This is a genomic window from Streptomyces varsoviensis (assembly GCF_000718635.1).
GTDB lineage: Bacteria > Actinomycetota > Actinomycetes > Streptomycetales > Streptomycetaceae > Streptomyces > Streptomyces varsoviensis.
The window spans coordinates 106,582-127,573 of record NZ_JOBF01000017.1 but is presented as its reverse complement, the minus strand read 5'-3'; the positions used below and the strand labels follow the sequence as shown (position 1 = coordinate 127,573).

Genomic DNA, 20,992 nt, shown 5'->3' with positions numbered 1-20,992 from the left:
TCAAAGTACTCACGGGTAAGGAAGGTGGCCAGCCATGCGTAAGTGAAGAAAGAGGCACGGAGTCCTCACGCCACGTCCAGGAGCGCGGCGGGTCCGACCGCCGCCGCGCCGAAGCGGGCCCGCGCCCGGTCCACGGCCGCCCAGGCGCGGCGCGCCTTGTCGTCGGCGGGGTCGAACGTCAGTTGGCGCGCGGTCCGGTCGGCGTCCCGCAGGTCCTCCACCCGCAGCGCCACCGCCCGCACCCGGGCCCGTTCCAGGCCGAGCGCCGCGTGCAGGGCGTACGCGGCGGCGGTCAGCGCCGGGGTGTGCGCGGTCGGCTCCTCGAAGGTCCTGGCCCGTACGGTCGTGGAACCGTCCGCGTAGCGCACGGTCAGCGCGAGGCCGCGCGCGGTCTGCCCGCTCGTCCGCAGCCGGGAGCCGAGCCCGTCGGCGAGCGTGAGCAGCGCGCGGCGCCTGCGGCCGGGGTCCAGCTCGTCGCCGCCGAAGCGGTGTTCGGCGGAGAGCGAGCGGGCGGGCGCGTTCGGCGTGACGGGCGTCGGGTCGATGCCGCGCGCCCGCTCGTGGACCCGGCGGCCGGTGCTCGCGCCGAGTATCCGCTGGAGGGTGGCGGGCGGCGCGGCGGCGATCCGGCCGACGCTGTCGAGCCCGTACGCGCACAGGGTACGGGCGGTGGCCGGGCCCACCCCGTGCAGCGCGGCGGCGGGTTTCCGGGCGAGGAAGGCCGCGATCTCGGCCGGGTCGTCGGCGAGCGCGCGCACCGCGCCGGGCGGGCCGTCGTGCGCGGCCATCCGGGCCAGCATCGGGTTCGCCGCCGCCCCGACCGTGCAGTCGACCCCGTGCAGCGCCAGCGCCCGGAGCCGGATGAGGTCGGCGAGCCCGCCGGCATCCCGCCCGAAGTACCGCCGGGCGCCCCGCACGTCGACGAGCGCCGCGTCGGGCGGCAGCGCCTCGACCACGGGCGAGAACTCCGCCAGCAGCGCGAGCAGCCCGCCGTAGGTCTCCTCCCCGAGGGCGGCGGGCCGGCCGCCGCGACCGCGCGGCTCGCGGCGGTGGAAGTGCGCGTACAGGACGTGCGGGCCGGACTCGTCGACGGCGGCGGGCGGTACGGCCCCACCGGGCTCGACCCCCTCTGCCCCGCCGGGGGCTTCGCGTCCACCGCCCGGCGCCAGCTCGCCCCAGACCTCCCGGTACGTCGGCGCGCCCACACCCGTAAGCGACGTGTCCGTACGCGACACGCCCGTACGCGACACGCCCGTACGCGCCGCGTCCGTACGGCCCTCGCCCGTCCCGCGGCCCGTCATCCCGCGCTCCCCGGGCTCGCGTGCCACAACTTGCGGCCCGTGGCGGCGCGGTCGCCGGCCGGCTGGAGGTCGGCCCAGGGGTGCATTTCGTACCCGGTGGGGAGCTGGATGCGGCGTCCGGGCCCCGCGGCACCATCCGCGGCACCACCGGAAGCATCCGCACCACCGGAATCGGCGGAGTCAGAAGCATCGGCGGAATCAGAAGCATCACCGGAATCGACGGAATCGGTGGAATCGACGGAATCGATGGAGTCCCCCGGCTCGGCCGCCAGCAGCGCGGTGACCGCCGCCAGGCCGCCCTCCCGGCGCAGGGCGGTGAGGTCGGCGAGGTTCCAGGCCGCGGCGCCGACGACGCTGAGGCTGCGGGGGCCGCGACGCTGGACCACGCCGCGTACGAGTAGCAGCCAGGAGTGGAAGACGGTGTGCGCGCACGCGGCGTGGCTGTCGTCGAAGAAGGCGCAGTCGACCAGGCCGGTGCCGTCGTCGAGGGTGGTGAAGATGACGCGCCGGCCCGAGCGGATCGGCGGGGCCTGGGTGGCGGCCTTGGCGCCGGCGACCAGTACGGTCTCGCCGTGCCGCGCGTCGCGCAGCCGCTTCGCGGGTACGGCGCCCAGTTCGGCCAGGAACTGCCGGTGGTCGTCCATGAGGTGGCGGGAGGCGTCCATGCCGAGGACGCCCAGTTCCGCGCCGAGCCGTTCGCCGGCGTCGAGGTCGGGCAGGCCCACGGGTTCGGCCAGGGTGCCGCCGTCGAGCGGGAGCTGCCGTTCGCTGGGGTCGGCGCCGCGCTGGCCGCGGTGGAGTTCGGCGATGTGCAGCAGCAGGTCGCGGCGGTTGGTCCCGAAGGCGTCCAACGCGCCGACCTGGGCGAGCCGTTCGGCGACGGGCCGGCCGGGGCGGGCGCGTCGCCACAGGTCCTGGAGGGAGGCGTACGGGCGGCCGGCCGCGATCCGGTCCGTGACCGCCTCGCTGATCCCGTGCACGTCGCCGAGGGCCAGCCGTACCCCGAAGACGGCGTCGGCGCCCGAGCCGCGCCCGCCGTCAGCCCCCGCGCCGACCCCCGCATCGGCCCTCGCACCGGAGGCCGCCGTACCGGAGCCCGCATCAGCCCTCGTACCGGCGGCCGCCGTGCCAGGGTCCGCGCCGGCCCCCGCGCCGGAGCCCGTAGCAGTCCCCTCGACCCCCACACCAGACACCAGTTCGATTTGATAATCGGCCGCCGACCGGTTCACGTCCAGCGGCAGGATCGGCACCCCCCGCCGCCGCGCGTCCGCGAGCAGCAGCCGCTTCGGGTACATCCCCGGGTCGTGGGTGAGCAGCCCGGCGTAGAAGGCCGCCGGGTAGTGCGCCTTGAGCCAGGCCGACTGGTAGGTCGGCACCGCGAAGGCGACGGCGTGCGCCTTGCAGAAGCCGTAGCTGCCGAACGCCTCGACGATCTCCCAGGTGCGCCGGACGGCCTCCGGCGCGTACCCCCGCAGGGCGGTCTCCCTCTCGAACCAGGCCCGTACCCGCCCCTGCCGCTCGGGGTCCGAGAGCGCGCGCCGCCCCTCCTCGGCCAGCGACCGGTCGCAGCCGGTCATGATCGACAGGATCTCGATGATCTGCTCGTGGAAGACGACCACGCCGTACGTCTCGCGCAGCGGTCCCTCCAGGTCCGGGTGGGGGTAGCGGACCGGTGCCCGGCCGTGCCGGGCCTCGATGAAGGGGCGCACCATGTCGGCGGCGACCGGGCCCGGCCGGAAAAGCGATATGTCGACCACGAGGTCGTGAAAGGTCGACGGCTGGAGTCGGCCCACCAGGTCCCGCTGGCCGGGCGACTCGATCTGGAAGCAGCCGAGCGTCTCGGCGGTCCGGATCAGCTCGTACGTCCGGGGGTCGCCGGGCGCGACCCGCGCCGGGTCGTCGAGGTCCACCCGCTCCCCCGTGGCCCGTTCGATCTCCCCCACCGCGTGCGCCATCGCCGACTGCATCCGTACGCCCAGCACGTCGAGCTTGAGCAGCCCGAGGTCCTCGACGTCGTCCTTGTCGAACTGCGCCATCGGGAACCCCTCGCCGCTGGTGGGCACGGTGGGTGTACGGGCGCGCAGCGTGGCGTCCGAGAGCAGCACCCCGCACGGGTGCATGGCGACGCCGCGCGGCAGCGCGTCCAGCGCCTCCACCAGTTCCCACAGCCGCCCGTGCCTCGTGCCGTCGGGGTCGACGCCGCGCAGCTCCGGCAGTTCCGCGAGCGCGGTGCGCGCGTCCCTGGCCCGGATGTGCGGGAAGGACTTGGCGAGCCGGTCGGTGAGGGCGGGGTCCATGCCCAGGGCCGCGCCCACGTCCCGTACGGCGTGGCGCACCCGGTAGGTCTCGGGCATGGCGACGGTCGCCACCCGCTCCGCGCCGAACCGGTCGAAGATCGCGCGGTAGACATCGAGGCGGCGCGCGGACTCGACGTCGATGTCGATGTCGGGCAGCACGGCCCGCCGGGTGGACAGGAAGCGCTCCATGAGCAGCCGCTGTTCGACGGGGTCCGCGTGCGCGATGCCGAGCAGGTGGTTGACCAGCGAGCCGGCGCCCGAGCCGCGCGCGGCGACGCGGACGCCGAGCGCGCGGGTGTCGTCGACGACCTGGGCGACGGTGAGGAAGTACGAGGCGAAGCCGTGGTGGTCGATGACGCGCAGTTCGTCGGCGAGCCGGTCCCAGTACCTGCGGTCGCCGTCGTAGCGGCGCAGCACCATGGCCGCCGCGCACCGCGAGCGCAGCACGCGGGCGGCGGTGCGGCGGTCCGCGCCGACGAGGTGCGGCTCGGGGAAGCGGACCTGGCCGATCCCGAGGTGGTCCTCGGGATCGACCGCGCACTCGGCGGCGGTGCGGTGGGTCTCGGCCAGCAGCCGCCGCGCGGCGCCCCGGCCCTGCCCGGCGGCCTCGGTGATCTTCTCGGCGATGGCCGCCATGTCCCGTGCGTCCTTGATCCAGCGTTCGCCGCTGTCGAGGAGTTCGGGTCTGCGGGGGTCGATCGGCACCAGCCGGCGCGCCGAGTCCAGGACGTCGGCGACCGGGCCCTGGCCGGGGTCGGCGTAGCGGGTGGAGTTGACCAGTACGGCCCGTACGCCCTGGTCGGCCGCGAAGCCGACGGTACGGGCGGCGAGCCGCAGCGAGCCCGGCCCGGTGCCCTGACGGCCGTGCCATACGGCCGCCAGCCGCAGGGCGTCGCCGAAGAGTTCGCGCCAGGGGGCGAGCAGCCGGGCGGCGCGGTCGGGGCGGCCGGCGGCGAGCGCCCGGCCGATCTCGGAGTCGGGGCCGAGCAGCACGGTCAGCGGGGCGAGCGCGCCGGCGGCGGCGCTCTCCAGGTCCTCCCACAGGAGCCGGGGGCGGCGGGCGGGGTCGGTGCGGATGGGGGCCGTGCCCAGCGGGTCGGCCGCGCCGCCCGTACGGACCGTGTCCGCGTGGGCGGCCGAGACCAGTCCGCACAGGGCGGCCCAGCCGGCCGCGCCGTCGCGGGCGAGGAAGACCGCGCGGGGCGTCGACTCGTCGATGAACGCGCCGCCCCGTACGGGCGTGCGCCGCCGTGCTGTTCCTTGGCGGCCTTGGTGACCCTGGGGTTCGAGGAGCTTTTCCCGTACGGCCAGGTCGGCGCCGAAGATCGGCCGCACCCCGGCCCGTGCGCTCGCCTTCGCGAACCGTACGGCCCCGGCGAGGCTGTCCCGGTCGGTCAGCGCGATCGCGTCCATGCCCCGCTCGGCGGCGCGCTCGGCGAGCCGCTCCGGGTGCACCGCGCCGTACCTCATCGAGAACCCGGAGGCGGTGTGCAGATGCGTGAAGCCAGGGGGACCCGGAAAAGCCGGCATCCGCACGCACCTCCCACTCGTCCCACTTGACAACCCGAAACCCGAAACTCGAAAAGGCCCCGCTCCCTGACCGTCCTCGCACCTCGCACTCTGTTCCCCTCCTTCACCATAACCCCTATGTCGAACACTCGTACGAACAGACCTCTTCCGTACGAGCGAGCCCCGCCCTCACCTCTCCGACGCGTTCACCCTGCGAAATGCCCGCTTTTGTGCGCACCATATGGGGGCAGAAAACCCACCCGACGCGGCGAGGAGCGGCCCATGGCCACCACAGACCCCGGCACCCGCCCCTCCTTCGCCAAGGAGGTCAGGAGCGCGGTCACCACCCGCGCCGCCCTGCTGGTGATCGGCGTACTGGCGCTCCAGCTCGCGTTCATCGCCTCCTACGTGGGGGCCTTCCACAGCCCCAAGCCCAAGGACATCGCGCTCGCCGTCGTCGCCCCCGAGCAGGCCCGCGGGCAGCTCATGGCCAAGCTCGACAAGGTCCCGGGCGACGCCCTGGACCCGCGCGCCGCCGCCGACGAGGCCGCGGCCGTACGGCAGATCCGCGAACGGGACGCCGACGCCGCCCTGATCGTCGACCCGCGCGGCAGCACCGACCGGCTGCTCATCGCGAGCGGCGGCGGCGCCTCGCTCTCCCAGGCCGTCGAGAAGGTCGTCACCGCCGCCGAGAAATCCCAGCAGCGCACCGTGAGAACCCAGGACATCGCGCCGGTCGCCAAGGGCGACGCGCGCGGGCTGTCCTCGTTCTACCTGGTGGTGGGGTGGTGCGTGGGCGGCTACCTGTGCGCCGCGATCCTCGCGATCAGCGCCGGCGCCCGGCCCGCCAACCCGCGGCGCGCGACCATCCGGCTCGGCACCCTCGCCCTCTACTCGATCGCCTCCGGAATCGGCGGCGCGGTCATCATGGGCCCGATCCTCGAAGCGCTCCCCGGCTCCGTCCTCGGGCTGTGGGGGCTCGGCGCCCTGGTCGTCTTCGCGGTCGGCGCCACCACGCTGGCGTTCCAGGGGCTGGCGGGCATCGTCGGCATCGGCCTCGCCATCGCGGTCGTCGTCGTCCTGGGCAACCCGAGCGCGGGCGGCGCCTACCCCTACCCGCTGCTGCCGGGCTTCTGGCGCGCCATCGGCCCCGCCCTGCCGCCGGGCGCGGGCACCTGGACGGCGCGCTCCATCGCGTACTTCCGGGGCAACGCGGTCACGGGGCCGCTGCTGGTGCTCTCGGCCTGGGCGGTGGCGGGGTCCGCGGTGACGCTGCTGTTCGCCGCCTTCAAGAAGCCGACGGACGACGCGATCGCGACGAGGCCGCCGCGTTGAGGGGCTGAGAGGGCCGGAGTCGCTCTTTGGAGTGACGAAGGGCGGTACGTCAGCTCTTAATCTTGTTCGAATGAAAGCAGCAGTCGAGGGTGCCTGGGGCGCGGGGAGCACGGGGGACACGCGGGGCACCGGCACGTGGCCCAGGTGGAGCGCCGATGCCGGGCTGGTCGCGCTGACGGTCCTCCCGCCCCTGCTGTCCCAGCCGTACGTGGACTCCTCCGGGCCGGCGTGGGCGGCGCTCGCCGGCTACGAGGCGGTGACCGCGGTGATCCTGCTGCTGCGCCGCCGGCTGCCGGCCACGGCCTTCGTCACCGGCCTGTGCGCGCTCGTGGTGGCGCTGGTGGGCAGCGCCGGCCAGGACGCCAAGCTCACCCCGATGGTCTTCCTGCCGCTCGCCGTGCTGCTCTACAGCCTGGGCTGCTACTGCACGAGCTGGGTACGCACCGTGCCGGCCGTACTCGGCGGCTGCGCGCTGATCGCGGCCGGCCTGTGGGTGAACTGGGCGACCGCCGGGGCCCGGGAATACCAAGGCCGGCTGGACATCCTCGCCGCCCTGGCCCCGATGCCGCTGGCGTGGGTGATGGGCTTCGTCGCCCGTACCCGGCGGGCGCTGCTCGCCGCGGCCGAGCGCCGGGTGGCCGACGCGGACCGCGCGCAGCGCCTGGAGGCGGCGCAGGCCACCCAGCGGGAACGGGCCCGGATCGCCCGCGAGATGCACGACGTGGTCGCGCACTCGCTCACCCTGCTTGTCGTGCACGCGGAGACCCTGCGCGCCCGCGGCGACGAACTGCCCGGCTGGGCCCGTACCCAGGTCGACGGGTTGGCGGCGGCGGGCCGGCAGACCGGCGGCGAACTGCGCGACCTGCTGCGGATGCTGCGCGACCCCGCGGAGGCGGCCCCGCTCCAGCCGACGCCGGGGCTCGGCGAACTGGCCGCGCTCCTGGACAGCCACCGCGCCGCGGGAGGAACGGTCGAGGCGCGGGTGGGGGCGGCGCTGGAGACCCTGCCGAGCGCGGTGCAGTTGGCGGGCTACCGCGTCGTACAGGAATCGCTGGCCAACGCCCGCCGGCACGCGCCGGGGGCGCCGGTCCGGCTCACCGTCGACGGCGGCGCCGGGCGGCTGCGGTGCGAGGTGGTGAACACCCGCGCGACGCGGCGCGGCACGGCGGGCGCGGGGGTCGGCCTCGGCCTGCCCGGCATGCGGGAGCGGGTGACGGCGCTGGGCGGCGACCTCACCGCCGGGCCGACCGATGACGGGGGTTTCCGGGTCGTGGCCACGATGCCGTTGGAGAGCGCCGATGTCTGAACGTACGACTGAGTTTGGGTCCGGGTCCGGGTCCGGGTCCGGGTTCGCGCCCGATCCGGCGGCCGGCGGGATCAGCGTGCTCGTGGCGGACGACGAGCCGATCATCCGGGCCGGCCTGGGCGCGATCCTGGACAGCCAGGCCGATATCACCGTGGTCGGCACCGCGGGCGACGGCGAGGAGGCCGTCGAGGCGTGCGCGCGGCTACGGCCGCACGTCCTGCTGCTGGACATCCGCATGCCCCGCCGGAACGGGCTGTGGGCGCTGGCCGAGCTGGGCCGGCGGGGGCTGCTCGGGCCGGGGCGGAGCCAGGCGCTGATGCTGACGACGTTCGATCTGGACGAGTACGTGGACGACGCGCTGGCCGACGGCGCCGCGGGGTTCCTACTGAAGAACAGCTCGTACGAAGAGCTGACGGGGGCGGTACGGGCGGCGGCCGCCGGACACAGCGCGCTGAGCCCTGCCGTGACCCGCCGGATCATCGAGGGCCACCTGAGCACCCGGCGCCGGCCGAACGAGCGGGAGCTGGCCCGGCTGAACGACCTCACCGAACGGGAGCGCGGCGTGCTGCGGCTGGTCGGGGACGGGCTGAGCAACGCCGAGATCGCCGACCGGCTCGTGGTCAGCCTGCACACGGTGAAGACGCACGTGAGCCGCATGCTCGCGAAGACCGGCTGCCAGAGCCGGGCGCAGGCGGCGGTACTGGCCCGGGACACGCTGGCCTGACACCGGCTGCTCACCTGCTCCCTGCCTGCTCACTGCCCTGCCTTGTCACTGCCCTGCCTTGTCACTCCTTCGAGTGATCCGGGGGCGAGTGAGCCCGCGCCAACGAGCGATGTGCCGGGCGGTCGGCCCCTGACTGAATGGTTGGTGTGCGGCGGGGCCCACCGTGGGGGCCCGCGAGGGACAGATCTGGGGGCCTCGCCGCATGGAACCACTTGTCATGCGCCGAAGGGAATCGCCATGTCCGCATCCATATCAACGTCGACCCGCCGCCGAATTCTGCGCGGGGCGGTGACGGTGGCCTTGGTGACCGGCATGGCCGGGGGGCTCGCGGCCTGCTCGGACTCGGACGACGACGGGGGCTCGGGGAAGGCGTCCGCGAAGCCGTCGGCGTCGGCATCGGCCCCGACATCGGCTGGGCAGGGGGCGGCGGCCGAGAAGCGGTTGGGCGAGCTCGCCCAGAAGGCGGCGGACGGGGGTTCGACGGGCGTGATCGTCCGGGTCGACAGCGGCAACGGAAAGCCCGTGGAACTCGCGCGGCAGGCCGGCTGGACGGAGTCCGACCACCGCATCGCCCCCGACGACCAGTTCAGGGTCGGTTCCAACACCAAGACGGTCACCGCCACGCTCGTACTGCAACTGGTCGCCCAGCACAAGATCGGACTGGACGACCCGGTGGAGAAGTGGCTGCCCGGAAAGGTCAGGGGCGGAAAGGCCGGGGGCGGAAAGGCCGAGGGCGGAAAGGCCGAGGGCTGGAAGGGCAAGGGCGGCAAGGACATCACCGTTCGCATGCTGCTCAACCACACCAGCGGCCTCGGCGACTTTCTGCTGACCCCGGAGTTCCTGCCCTCTCTCACGGGCCAGCAGAAGCGCACCTGGCGGCCGGAGGAACTGCTCGCCATCACGCCCCAGCAGGACCCGCCGACCGCGCCCGGCGAGAAGCACTTCTACAGCAACGCCAACTACGAGGCCCTGCAGCTCATCGTCGAGAAGGCCACCGGGACGAAGATGGCCGACCTGATCGAGGAGAAGATCACCAAGCCGTTGAAGATGAAGGACTCCTTCCTCGCGAAGAACGCCGCCTGGCCGTCCGGGAAGCAGCACGTGACCGGTTACGAGCCGGACGCGGAGCGGCTGCGGGGGATTCTCTCCGGGACCGTGGACCTGCCCAAGGGCGTCGGGTTCGCGGGCCCCGGGCGCCCCAAGAACAACGTGGACACCGTGGCCATCGACCCGAGCTGGGCCGGGGCGGCGGGCGGCATGGTCTCCACCGCGCAGGACTGGGAGCGCTTCCTGACCGCGCTCATGTCCGGAAAGCTCCTGCCCGAGGCCCAGATGAAGCAGATGCGCACCACCGTCGCCGACCCCGAGGGGGGCGGCTATGGGCTGGGGCTGATGAAGGTGGACACGCCCTGCGGCACGGTGTGGGGCCACACCGGCGGACTGCCCGGTTACTCCAGCGAGGTCTACACCGACGAGAGCGGCAAGCGCAGCGTCGCGGTCCTGACGAGCACGAACTTCGGCATCAAGGAGAAGTCCGCGGCGGTCTCGAACAAGGCCCTCGTCGACGCGGCGGCCTGCACCATGCTGGGCAAGCCGCTGCCGTCCGGCGCCGCGGCCGAGTAGCGGCCCCGGCCCCGCCCCTCAACCGCCCCTCCCCCGGCCCTCAGCGCCGTGCGTGACGTACCGTCAGGCGGCCGAACCCCATGGCCCCGGAGATCCGGATCGTCGGGCCGGCTCCGGGGCGGGAGCGGCGCGGGGGCTTGTAGAGCGAGTCCTTCCACCCGGTCTGCACCCCCTCGACGTCGACGACCGCGTCGCGCGGCACGGTGATGGTGGCCCTGCCGGTGCCGAGCCGCAATTCGATGTCGACCACCGGGTGTTCGATGACCGCCCGGGACAGGTCCAGCCGCACCTTTCCGAACGCGGACTCGACCTTGAGGTTCCGCGGCACCCGCCATCCGCCGCGCCGCTTGATCCGCCCGCCGGCGGCCGCGATCGTGGACGTGGTGCCCGGGTCCTCCTCCGGGAGCGCGTCCAGACCCGACACGAACTCGCTGTGCGTCTTGGCGGTGAGCACCTGGTCGAGGCGGGCTTCGAGCTCCTCGTGCGAGATGTGGCCCGCGGCGTACGCCCCTTGGAGGCGCTGTACGGCCGCGTCGCGGTCACTTTCGCTGATCAATGGCGGCCGACCGGCCGACGGTATGGTCACTTTTTCACTCTACTGCCGTGCAGGCGGCGCGAATACGCCGAGCCGCCCGGTGACGGGCGGGGCTCGACCGTTCGTGACGTGGCCTGCCCGGCCTGCCCCCTTCCGGCCTTACCCCCTTCCGGCCCTACCCCCGGCCGGCCTCGTCCGCCCCGGCGGTTCCGTCCGCCACGGCCCCGCTGACCTCCGGGAGCGTCCAGCTCGCGAGCAGGTCGAGGGCGCGTTTCGAGGACGAGCCGGGTTCGGCGGTGTAGACGTACAGCGTCGTGTCCGGGTCCCCGGGGAGGGTGAGGCTCTCGTACTCGACGGTGAGTTCGCCGACCAGCGGGTGGCACAGCCGCTTGGAGCCGTGGGTGCGCTGGTGGACGCGGTGGCGCGCCCACCACTGGTCGAACTCCCGGCTGCGTTCGCGCAGGTCGGCGAGGAGTTCGGCGGTGGCCTGGTCGTCGGGGTCGCGGCCGGCGTCCAGCCGCAGGCTCTCGACCGCGGCGCGCGCCTGGTCCTCCCAGTCCACGAAGAGGGCGCGGGCGCCGTCGTCGAGCAGCATCCAGCGCGCGTAATTGCGCTCCCGGGGCGGGAACCGCTCGAAGTCGGCGAAGAGGGCGCGCGCCATCCGGTTGGCGGCGAGGATGTCGGTACGCCGCCCCAGGACGAGGACGGGCTCGCCGTCGAGGGCGTCGAGGAGCTGGCGGAGGCCGGGGCGTACGCGCTGGACGCCGCGGGGCCGGCGCCGGGCCGGGGCGGTGGCGCGCGCTCCGATGAGGTCGCGCAGGTGGGCCCGCCCGGCCTCGTCCAGTTCGAGGGCCCGGCCGATCGCGTCGAGCACGGCGGGCGACGGGGTGATGCGCCTGCCCTGTTCGAGCCGCGCGTAGTAGTCGCTCGACACCCCCGCCAGTCGCGCGACCTCCTCCCGCCGCAGCCCCGGCACGCGGCGCACGCGCCCGTCGGGCGGCAGCCCCGCCTTCGCGGGGTCGCACTGCGCGCGGGCCCGTTTCAGGAAATCGGCGAGTTCACGGTTGTTGTCGGCCACCCCTCCAGTGTCCCCGATCCGCGCCGCCCCTGGCTGGCCCTGTGCGTCCTAGGTTCGCGGGTCCACGGCCCCGCGCCCGCCGGTGCACCCGCTCTCACCTGCGCGTATACCGTATGCCGAGGGGCGAACGGGCGGCGGCGCGGCCCGCCCGCCGGTCAGCGGTGCTCGGCCTCCACCGGGAGCCACAGTTCGGCGTGGAGGTAGGTGTCGGGCTTCCCCGGCGAGGGGCCGGTGCGCAGGATCTCGGGGCCGGGGCGGGTGCGGTAGGGGTTCGAGGGGAACCACTCGGTGAACACGTCCCGCCACAGTTCCTGGATGGCCCGCGGCGCGGGGCCGGAGGTGGTGAAGACGGCCCAGGCGCCGGCCGGGACGGCCAGCGCGGTGGTGCCCGGCGGGGCGGGGCCGGTGGTGAGGACGCCGTGGTGGTAGTCGAGCGCGGTGCCCTCGGCCCGGCTGGGGTCCACGCCGTCGCAGACCGCGACGATGCCGTGCGGCTCCTGGTCCGACAGTTTCTCCAGGCGGTCCAGGGTCCGCGGGTCGAGGGCGCGGACGAAGTCGATGATCTGCTGGTTGGGCCCGGCGTGGATCAGCGGTACGCGGGTCTTGAACCCGACGACGGTGAAGTCCGCCTTGTCCACGACGCGGTAGCGCATGGTGCCGCTCCCTTCGATGGTGAGGCGGAAGGCCATCCGGGACTGGGAGGCGAGCGCGGCGCCGGTACGCCGGGCCTCGCTGGGCCCGATGCCGTGCATGGCCCGGAACGCCCGCGCGAACGCCTCCCCGGAGCCGTAGCCGTAACGCACCGCGATCTCCAGCAGCGTCTCCCGCCCCGCGAGCACGTCGGCGCCCGCGAGGGTGAGGCGGCGGCGCCGTACGTACTCCGACAGCGGCATGCCGGCGAGGGCGGAGAACATCCGGCGCAGGTGGTACTCGGAGGTGGCCGCGGTGCGTGCCAGCTCCGCGACGTCGAGGGTTCCGTCGAGGTGGCGCTCGATGTGCGCCATGGCTTGGTTCAGCCGCTCCAGCACGCTCGGTGGCCCCTTCCTTTTCTCAAGCTGTGAGCTAAGCGTTTCCTCAAGCTGTGAGTTAAGGCTTTTCTCAAGCTGTGAAGTAAGCCTCCGCAGTGCACGCGGAAGCTTACTTCAAGCCATGAAATAACGATCCGCGCCGGGGGTGACCCGCCCCAGCCCGCGACGGATCGCGATCTCCACGGGCGAGTACGCGCCATCGGCCCGCTCCAGTTCGTACGGTACGGCCGGCATCAGCGGCGGCTGGGCCATGAAGCGCGGGCGCACCCCGTGGTGCGGTTGGGCCGCGTGGACCAGGAACGGGTGGCACAGGAAGACATCGCCCGGGGACCCGGTGGCGAGGGCGAGCGGCCGGTGGTCGGACGCCGCCACCAGCTCGGGCGCGAGAGCCGGCCCGCTCGCCCCGTCCTCGCCGTACTTCTCCAGCACCTTCGGCACGTCGAGGTGCGAGCCGACCCGGATGCGGGTCGGGGCGTCCTGCTCGCCGACCTCGCTGAAGAGGAACAGCATCAGCAGGGCCCGCCCCCGGGAGCGCAGATTGGTGAAGTACCAGCCATCGCCCCCGCCCTCCCCCTCCGGCAGGTAGCTCCCCTCGATGTGCCAGCCCGCGTCGTCGGGCTCCTCCTCGTGCGGGAAGCGCAGCGGAAACGTCCCCAGCGAGTAGCGCGGCTCCCAGCGCCCCGCCCCGACGAGCAGGTCGTACGCGCGGTGCAGCCGGGGGGAGTTGGGCGCGGCGGCGAACGGCCCCTGCGCCATGCCGCCCACCCAGTGCACCGGCCGCGTCCACGTCGACGCGTCCCCCGCGTCGCACCCCGTCTCCCGCCAGAGCAACCGCGCGCAATCCGCCGCCACCCGCGGCGCGACCGCCCCCTCCAGCTTCACGAACCCATCACGGAGAAAGCCCGACACCACGTTCTCGTCACCGTTCTCGTCATCCATACCCCCCACCCTCCACCGCCCCCGCCCCCATCCACCCGACTTTTCCCGCCCGGCCTCTGTCGGGTACTCCGAGTCCGACGGCGAGGGGGCGGGGGGCCGATGGGGGCCGGGGCCGATGGGGGCCGGGGCCGATGGGGGCCGGGGGCCGGGCGACCCGGCGGCCCCGGGGTCAGAAGTCGTACGGCTTCTTGGTGTTCCAGTTCAGTACGTCGGCTTCGTTCCAGGCGAACTGGGGCTTGTCGCCCTTGAGGGCGACGGAGTAGGCGGGGCCCTCGTGGCCGTTGGCGTCGCGCAGGGCGAGGGCGAGGGAGGCGGCGGTGTGGTGCTTCGAGCCGTAGTCGAAGAGGTTGACGGCGCTGTAGATCTTGCCGTTGGGCTGGAGGGTGATGCGCTGGGAGCCGCCGGGGGCGTCCTTCTTCGAGTGGGGCAGGGCGGCGCGGTCGACGTCGCCGCCGAGCTTCACGGACGGGTACGAGGTCACCCAGCAGGGCTTGTCGCCCTTGTTCGAGGCGGTGAGCAGCAGGTGGTCGCCCTGTTCGCCGGCGAACCGGTGTACGGCCGTGACCAGCAGCTCGTCGCCACGGCACTGGCTCGCGCCGGCCGCCGTCGCCGAGCGCGCGGCCTTCTGGCTGCCGCTGCCGCCGGCGTTGTCACTGCCGCCGGCGCTGTCACTGCCGTTGGCGGCCCGGTCCGTACCGGCCTGGTCGCCGCCGGTGAAGGCGGCGCTTCGGCTCTGCGCCGTGCCGGCGCTGTCGCCGCCGGCCGCCTTCGAGCCGTTGTCCGCACCGCCGCAGGCGGTCAGGCCGCCCAGGGCCAGCGCGGCGGTGGCGGCGGCGAGGGTGATGTTGCGGATTCGGGAAGTACGCATGATCGGTTCCCCCTGCGTCTCGTGTCGGGCGGGGCTCTCCTTCGGCCGTTCCCGCCCTCTGCACACCACTGTTCCCGGCGTCGTTGACGTCCTGGAAACGCTTCACTCACGTCCCGTTGGCGTGCCACACGCGCTCCGCGCAAGGGGTCGGACCCGCACAAAAAGGCCGCTGCCCCGGTACGTACGTACCGGGGCAGCGGGCGGTTCGGCGCGGCGGCCGTGGGGGGCGGCTCACCGCGCCTCCAAGGTGGTTCAGCGTCGCCGGGGGCGCGGCGGCGGAGGCGAGGGTGGCGGTCAGGGGGATGGCGACCGCCGCGGTGCCGGCCGCGAGACCGACGGAAGTGGGGGCGGGGCGGCTGGGCCGGTCAGCCGATGGGGTTGACGAAGGTGGCGGGGTGGGTGGCGCCGTCCTGGTGGACGAGCGGGCCCCAGGGCCACTTCAGGGTCAGCGCGGTGGTCTCGTCGGGCGGGGTGACGGCGACGGTGGCGGGCTTCCAGGAGCCCTCCTCGTTCTCCTTGGCCATGCCGAGGTTGATCGTGAAGTCGGTGCTGTCGCCGGGGTGGAGGGTGATCGAGCTGTGCCGTGCCGAGGAGCGGGCCAACGACCAGGCGGGGCCGCCCGCGTCGGGTTTGAGGTCCACGCCGGGGAAGCCGCCGATCTCGCAGGTGCGGCCGCTGGTATTGGTCACCACGACGCTGGTGGTCGTGGCGCCGCTCGCGTTCGGGTCGGGGGCGGCGTCCTCGCCGGTGGCGAAGGCCGCCTTGAGGCCGGAGGTGTGGCAGCGCCGGCTGCCCGCGCCCGCCTTCGCGCCGCCGCGGGCGGTGTGCACGCCGCTCGGCTGCTGGTCCATCGCCTGGGCTCCGGCACCGGCCTTCGCTCCGGCACCGCCCTTCGCGCCCGTACTCGCCTGACGCTCGGCCCCGTGCGCGCCACCGGAGGACCCCGCGGCGTCCGCCTGTGCCGCCGCCTGCGCGCCGGCGCCCGCCGCGTTCGTACCGCTGTCCGCGCCGGAGCAGGCGGTCAGGGACAGGGCGGCAGCCGCCGTCACCGCCGCGGCGGCAACGCTCAGCGTACGGCGACGGGCCTTGCGGACAGTGGTGTCGGCGTTCATCGCGGGTCCCCCGGATCGGTCGGCGAGGTGGTCTCTCGGTACGCCAACCACCCTGTCCGAGCCCGCTACCGCGCAACTACCGCACCGCTAACGCCCGGGTAATGCCGCCGCCCCTCGCCGGCTCGGCCGGCACCAGGGCCTCCGCCATGCGAGCGGCGGCGGACGGCTCGGCCGCGGTCAAGCGGCGTTCCGGCGTCGTGCTCGCATCCTGGCGATCCGTTTGCAGACGAAGGGGATCTGGATCGGGCACTTGGACTTGTTCCCCTTCTTTTTCTTGGGGACGAAGTACGCCTGGAGAAGGGCCAGGGGGAACTCGTCCACTCTGGTGGGCGGCTGGCCCTCGGGGGTCTTCTCGTCCCGGTAGGCGTGGACGAGCCAGCAGATCTCGGGGCCGTAGCGCAGGCCGCCCTTGAAGATGCTCCGGACGTCGTCGGCCGGATTGACGTCCTTCGGCCACACGTTGTAGTGGACGCCTTGGGCGATGGTTTCCTTGTCCTTCTCGGAGGTGGCCGTCAGCCCCTTGTCCTTGGCGAAGAGGATGTCCGTCACCATCCTGCCGAAGATTTCGGTGAGCGCCTCGTCGGCCCCTTCGCCGTACGTTTCGTACGCCTCTTGCAGACCTTTGGTGTTCGCTGAATGGGCGTGCATGAACTCGTGCGCGAGGAGATGCCGGTAGGCCGGTTTGTCGTTCTTCTTGTCGATGACGAGGGAGAGGTCGTCATCGACGGGGACGCTGTTCACCTCTTTGCGGACACAGACCACACCATTGCGGCTGACGGCGGGGTACTTGTCGTAGGTCTTCCGCGCGGTCCCGGGGTCTTTCACGCAGTCGTCGAAGTGTTTCTTCAACGTGTCCTGTGCCGCCGCCTTCTCGTCCGCCAGGTCCTTCACGAACTTCTCCGCGGTGATCTTCTGGTAGATCGTCTCGAATTGGTTCGCATGGCTCGCGTGGTAGTTCCTCTTGTCCGTGAGGGCGCACATGTGGACGACGTTGTCCTTGGACAGTCTGTGCAGCTTGTTCTGCCAGTCGGGCAGCAGTTTCACGTCCAGCGAGACGTGCTTCTGCTTAAGGGCGGCGAACAGCGCGGTGTAGGCGGCCCGCAGGCGGTCCAGATCGGCCGGCCCCGCGTCCTTGATCTTGGCCACGGCGCCGGCCACCAGGTCCCAGTACCAACTGGGGCGGGCTTCCGGGTGCCAGATCTCCAGCGTCTTGTCCGCGGGCCTGAGCGCGAGATTTGGCGCGGTGTACTCCCGAAGGTCGGCCCAGCCGACCTTCATCTTATAGACCGGCTGGCCGTCCTTGTCCTCGACCAGTTTCTCGATCTGTTTGCCGGTCTTTCCCTGACGCAGTTCCTCACCCACTCTGCGCCCGGACCCCGGAATGATCGTCTTCTCGATCTTGTGCTTCATCGCCACTCTCCTTGCGCGTTTTTCGGAGGCGGGTGGGCGCTGTCCGGCGCCATGGAGACCTCGGCGGCGGTTTCCGGGGCCGGGACGAAGATGTGGAGGGGGCCGCTGCCGCGGGAGCGGCGCCAGGCGGAGGTCACGGAGGCCGTCGGGCCGAGGTGGAGCGTCGCGCGGTAGCGGAAGCAGGCGGGGAAGGGGCGGGAGCGGGGGAAGACCATCCAGCGGCGGGGCTCCGCGGTGTCCGTGGCGCGCCAGGTGAAGGTGGCAGCCGGGAGGCCGTCCGGGCGGCCGGCGGCGTCCGTGGTCTCCAGTTCGGTGGTCACCCATTGGTCGGCGCGCGGGTTCCACAGCAGCCTGAGAGGGAAAAGGTCCAGGTGGGGCAGCATGCCGGCGGAGATGTCGACGGCGATGTCGTTGGCGAGCCGGCCGTCCGCCTCCGGGTCGATGGCGATGTCGTCCGTCGGGGTGTCGTTGCGGACGACGCGGTACGCGGTGTCGGTCTCGGCGCGCGGGCGGAGCCGGACCTGGCGTTTGACGAAGGTCTTGTCCGGTTCCCAGCCCGGCGGCGGGTTGGTGACCTCGTGGGCGGCCAGCCGGCGTGTGGTGTAGGTCCAGGCCGGGAGCGGTTCGGCCGGGTCGGTGGGCTGGGGGAATTCGCGTCCCTGCCATTGGAGGGCGCCGGATCGGTCCGGGTAGCCGCAGCGGACGGAGACCGCGGCGATGGCGGGGTTGTCGCGCGGGAGGACGGGGCGGAAGACCCGTTGCAGGGTCTTTTCGCCGTCTTCCGGATAGTTGACGAAGAAGTACGTGGCGGGCGCGGCTCGCAGGGCGTCGGTCTCGGCCGTGAACCGGGTGGCGACTGTCAGGGGGCGTAGGTAGGTGAAGGCGCTTCCGATCCGGTCCGCCATGCTCCCCGACGGGTTCTCCGGGACGAGCCGCCAGGGGCTGCCCCACGGGTTGGGCGGGCCGTCGCAGTCGTTGGCCAGGGCCGTGGGCCGGTTCTCCGGGGCGTTCAGTACGGCCGTCCGGGCCGCGTCGAGGAATCGGGCCGCCACGCATCCGCTGTGGTTGAGCAGGCGGTCGAGGAAGGCCGGGTCGCTCGGGGTGGTGGCGTCCAGGGTGCAGTCCACGGCGAGTTCGCCGGCCGCGCGCAGTTGGGCCACGGCCTCCCTGATGCCCGCGAGCGTGAGGTGCCCCGCGGCGTCGCGGGTGTGGCGGCCCAGCGCCGCGCGGATGGCGGACCAGGAGCCGTCCAGGGTGAAGGTCTGGACGGGCGCGGCGAACTGGATGCCGATGGTCCGGTTCACCGTCACCGGCTCGTGTCTGTCCCAGATCGCGGCGCGGAAGTGCACCGTGTGCCCCTGGCCCATGAGCGTGGTGTAGGAACGCCGGTCCAGCACCGAGAGGGGGCCGGTGGTCGCGCCCTGTTTCTCGCAGTACCAGACGTCCGAGCCGGCCAGGCGACGGTGGACGGGCTCCGCTCGCGCCACGATGTTGGAGAGCGTGGTGTGGGTGTACTGGAAGGTCAGGGGGCGGTAGTCCTCGCGCGACCAGTAGAGCTGCTGCCAGTACGGGTTGGAGCTGTCCGACCCGGAGTTCTCGTAGAGCTGGCTGATGGCCTTGTCCACGGCGTCCGGGGGCAGTCCGTTCATCAGGGAGAAGCGCACTTCTCCCGCCACGTCGCTGCCGTCCGCGGCGGCTTTCCGCGCCCAGCGGGTGAAGGAGAAGTCGTACGTTCCTTGGTCCCGGCCCAGGTAGAGGCGTTCCGGCAGCCAGTAGAAGGTGGGCGGCTGGTGGCCGGCCCGGGCCGCGTTCGTGACGTCGGGGTAGAAGACGATGCGGTGGCCGTCGACATCGCATGTCCGGGTGCCGGCGAGTTCCGTGGGCCCGAGGGGCTCGGTCACTTCTGCCGTTCCCGGAACCGAAAGGTCACGTTCTGGCTGCTCTTGGGCAGGATCGGGGCGCGCAGGGGGCCGCTGCTGATCGTGGGCCGCTTGGAGACCCACTCGGAGCCGTCCGACCAGTCGTACACGGTCACCTTGTACTGGTAGCGGTGGCTCGGCGACGGTGCCGGGCAGAGAGTCCAGGACCGGGGCTGCCTGAGGTTGGCGGCGTCGGCGTAGAAGCGGGCCTCTTCGCCGATGGGCTGGTTCTTCTCGTCGACCGCCTGGACGGTGAGTTCCGCTTCCTGGTTCTCCTTGAGCACTCCCCGGAAGTGGACGGAGACCGCCATGATGGTGTTGGACTGGGCCCTGACCTCCACGATGCTGTCGTTCAGCGGAGTGCCGTTTTCGCCCTTGTCGAGTTGCAGCATTCCCTCGGGCACCGTGATGCGCCGGATGTGGAACTCGTCGTACGGATCGGGTTCGTTGAAGTGGATCGCGCGCTTGACGAACGTACGGTCCGGTTTCCAGCCCGCCGGCGGATTCTCCACCTCGTGTTCGGCTTTCTGGAAGACCGTGTACGTCCAGTTCTCCAGCTCGGTCGAGGAGTTCGGGGCGGTGAAGACGTGGTTCTTCCAGAGGAGGGCCCCGCTCTTGTCGGGGTAGCCGATCTGCACGGACAGGGAGTGGAACAGTTTTGTCTGCCAACTGGCGATCGGGGCCGTGGTGCGGGCCAGCTCCTTGGGCCAGTCGTCCAGGTTGACGGACGGAAAGTACTTCCCCTCCGCGTTCTCCTCCGTGGCCATCGCGTGCAGCAGCCCCTGCAAGGAACTGGAGACGACGGTCTGCTGCACGTGGGAGAACTGCATCGTCTCCTCGTACGCCAGGTCCAGCTCGGTCTCGTCGATCCGCTTCTTCAGCGCGAAGGCCACGCCCCACGGGCTGGCTCCGGCGCCGGAGGAGGACGCCTCGGCCGCGGTCTCGTCCACCGGGGCCGGGTCGAAGATGATCCGCTGCGCTTCCTGTGTGAAGCGGTCGAGGACCAGATCGGACTTGTCCCGCAGATACTTGGCGATATCCGCCGAGCCGGGGAAACTGCCGATCGGCGAGATCTCCACCGAGATTTTGCCCTTGAGGTCCGTGTTGTTGAGCTGGTACCTGATATCGGCGCTCGTCCACAGGTAGTGGGCGTTGGCATGGGCGCTGAAGTGATCGTAGATCTTCTTCCATTCCCCCTTGACGGACAGCTTGATCTTCGGCGTCCACATCTGGAGGTCCATGACGAGACTGGCGTAGATGACGGTGCTCGCGCCCTTGAACGTGTCGTACAGGATCGCCGCGGGCCCCCTGCCCAGCAGGGCGGTGAAGGCGTGCTCCGATGTCGGGTCCATGGACGCGGCGCCCGCGCCCTGGAGGACCCAGTACCAGTCGCCGATGCCCTCGTCCTTCTTGGTCGGCCCCTTCACGATTTTCTCGCGGTTGCCCTTGCCCAGCATTCCGGAGGTGCGGAACTCGAATTTCTTCGTCTTCTTGTCCTGGACGAAGTGGCGCAGCCCGGTCTGGGTGAACTTCAGATCGGAGATGTTCGCCGTGCTGGCGAGCAGCGTCACGGGGCGGAACATCGGCTCCCGCCCCTGAGGGTTCCACAGTCCGTTGTTGCTGCTGGTCGAGGTGATCTTCTCGATGAGTTTCTTCTGCAGCCGCTCCATGGCCGCCGCGGGGATGCTGCCCGTCGTGGTCAGGCCGAGGACTCCGCCGACGGTGGGCTTGGCCGTGCCCGCCCCGCCGGCGAACCGGAGCAGGCTGAACTTGTAGTCGCCCTTCTCGCCGCCGTGCCGGGCGATCCGCAACTGGTCGGGAACCCAGTAATAGACGGGGTTCTTGCCCTCTCGCATCAGCTCGTAGTTGTTGGCGTCCGGGTAGAACAGCGCCCGGTACCCGTCCTCGCTGTCGATCGGCTGATGGCCGCCGGCCATGGTGGGGCCAATGGGGTCCGTCATCGTTTCGCTCCCGATGCCTAGGTCGGCCTAGGTGTGCGGTCCCCCAC

Annotated in this window: 15 protein-coding genes; 4 read left to right on the top strand and 11 right to left on the bottom strand. The window is 72.4% G+C overall.

Translation table 11 applies throughout. The features are described from left to right. Positions 1 to 65: 65 nt before the first annotated feature. Positions 66 to 1,301 (bottom strand): DNA polymerase Y family protein, encoded by a 1,236-nt coding sequence (locus tag IF55_RS24375; protein WP_078645124.1) that lies wholly within the window; start codon positions 1,299 to 1,301, stop codon positions 66 to 68. Then, complete coding sequence (locus IF55_RS24370) at positions 1,298 to 5,128, bottom strand: DNA polymerase III subunit alpha (RefSeq protein WP_030893006.1); 3,831 nt, start codon at positions 5,126 to 5,128, stop codon at positions 1,298 to 1,300. Before IF55_RS24370 ends, IF55_RS24375 begins: the two co-directional genes overlap by 4 nt. Positions 5,129 to 5,389: 261 nt before the next feature. Here IF55_RS24370 and IF55_RS24365 point away from each other — a divergent pair, with 261 nt between their 5' ends. The 4 genes from IF55_RS24365 to IF55_RS24350 all read left to right on the top strand — a co-directional run bounded on the left by IF55_RS24365 (position 5,390) and on the right by IF55_RS24350 (position 10,095). Beyond that, positions 5,390 to 6,442 carry an ABC-2 transporter permease gene (locus IF55_RS24365; protein WP_037967533.1) on the top strand — a complete coding sequence of 351 codons (1,053 nt, stop codon included), beginning with the start codon at positions 5,390 to 5,392 and terminating at the stop codon, positions 6,440 to 6,442. Between the two features lie 70 nt (positions 6,443 to 6,512). Then, the gene (locus IF55_RS24360; RefSeq protein WP_078645121.1) at positions 6,513 to 7,748 is read left to right on the top strand and encodes a sensor histidine kinase; all 1,236 of its coding nucleotides are present in this window, start codon (positions 6,513 to 6,515) and stop codon (positions 7,746 to 7,748) included. Positions 7,749 to 7,824: 76 nt separating this feature from the next. Then, the gene (locus IF55_RS24355; protein ID WP_030892997.1) at positions 7,825 to 8,472 is read left to right on the top strand and encodes a response regulator; all 648 of its coding nucleotides are present in this window, start codon (positions 7,825 to 7,827) and stop codon (positions 8,470 to 8,472) included. A 237-nt stretch (positions 8,473 to 8,709) separates the two neighbouring features. Further along, complete coding sequence (locus IF55_RS24350; protein WP_106980467.1) at positions 8,710 to 10,095, top strand: serine hydrolase domain-containing protein; 1,386 nt, start codon at positions 8,710 to 8,712, stop codon at positions 10,093 to 10,095. Positions 10,096 to 10,135: 40 nt separating this feature from the next. Here the strand turns inward: IF55_RS24350 and IF55_RS24345 are convergent, their stop codons facing one another. The 9 genes from IF55_RS24345 to IF55_RS24305 all read right to left on the bottom strand — a co-directional run bounded on the left by IF55_RS24345 (position 10,136) and on the right by IF55_RS24305 (position 20,945). After that, positions 10,136 to 10,681 carry a DUF1707 SHOCT-like domain-containing protein gene (locus IF55_RS24345; protein ID WP_030892994.1) on the bottom strand — a complete coding sequence of 182 codons (546 nt, stop codon included), beginning with the start codon at positions 10,679 to 10,681 and terminating at the stop codon, positions 10,136 to 10,138. A gap of 124 nt (positions 10,682 to 10,805) precedes the next feature. Then, on the bottom strand, positions 10,806 to 11,708 hold the full coding sequence (locus IF55_RS24340; RefSeq protein WP_048832392.1) for a helix-turn-helix transcriptional regulator: 903 nt from the start codon (positions 11,706 to 11,708) through the stop codon (positions 10,806 to 10,808). Positions 11,709 to 11,863: 155 nt separating this feature from the next. Continuing rightward, positions 11,864 to 12,736 carry an AraC family transcriptional regulator gene (locus tag IF55_RS24335; RefSeq protein ID WP_030892989.1) on the bottom strand — a complete coding sequence of 291 codons (873 nt, stop codon included), beginning with the start codon at positions 12,734 to 12,736 and terminating at the stop codon, positions 11,864 to 11,866. Between the two features lie 114 nt (positions 12,737 to 12,850). Further along, positions 12,851 to 13,675, bottom strand: coding sequence for a phytanoyl-CoA dioxygenase family protein (locus IF55_RS24330; RefSeq protein WP_030892988.1), 825 nt, complete (start codon positions 13,673 to 13,675; stop codon positions 12,851 to 12,853). A gap of 169 nt (positions 13,676 to 13,844) precedes the next feature. Beyond that, complete coding sequence (locus IF55_RS24325) at positions 13,845 to 14,543, bottom strand: DUF4232 domain-containing protein (protein ID WP_030886639.1); 699 nt, start codon at positions 14,541 to 14,543, stop codon at positions 13,845 to 13,847. A gap of 365 nt (positions 14,544 to 14,908) precedes the next feature. Continuing rightward, positions 14,909 to 15,655, bottom strand: coding sequence for a DUF4232 domain-containing protein (locus IF55_RS24320; protein ID WP_030886642.1), 747 nt, complete (start codon positions 15,653 to 15,655; stop codon positions 14,909 to 14,911). Positions 15,656 to 15,832: 177 nt separating this feature from the next. Then, positions 15,833 to 17,065, bottom strand: a complete 1,233-nt coding sequence (locus IF55_RS24315) for a hypothetical protein (RefSeq protein WP_030886646.1) — start codon at positions 17,063 to 17,065, stop codon at positions 15,833 to 15,835. Next, positions 17,062 to 18,966 carry a hypothetical protein gene (locus tag IF55_RS24310; protein ID WP_030886649.1) on the bottom strand — a complete coding sequence of 635 codons (1,905 nt, stop codon included), beginning with the start codon at positions 18,964 to 18,966 and terminating at the stop codon, positions 17,062 to 17,064. Before IF55_RS24310 ends, IF55_RS24315 begins: the two co-directional genes overlap by 4 nt. Further along, positions 18,963 to 20,945, bottom strand: a complete 1,983-nt coding sequence (locus IF55_RS24305; RefSeq protein WP_157854458.1) for a hypothetical protein — start codon at positions 20,943 to 20,945, stop codon at positions 18,963 to 18,965. Before IF55_RS24305 ends, IF55_RS24310 begins: the two co-directional genes overlap by 4 nt. Between the last annotated feature and the right edge of the window lie 47 nt (positions 20,946 to 20,992).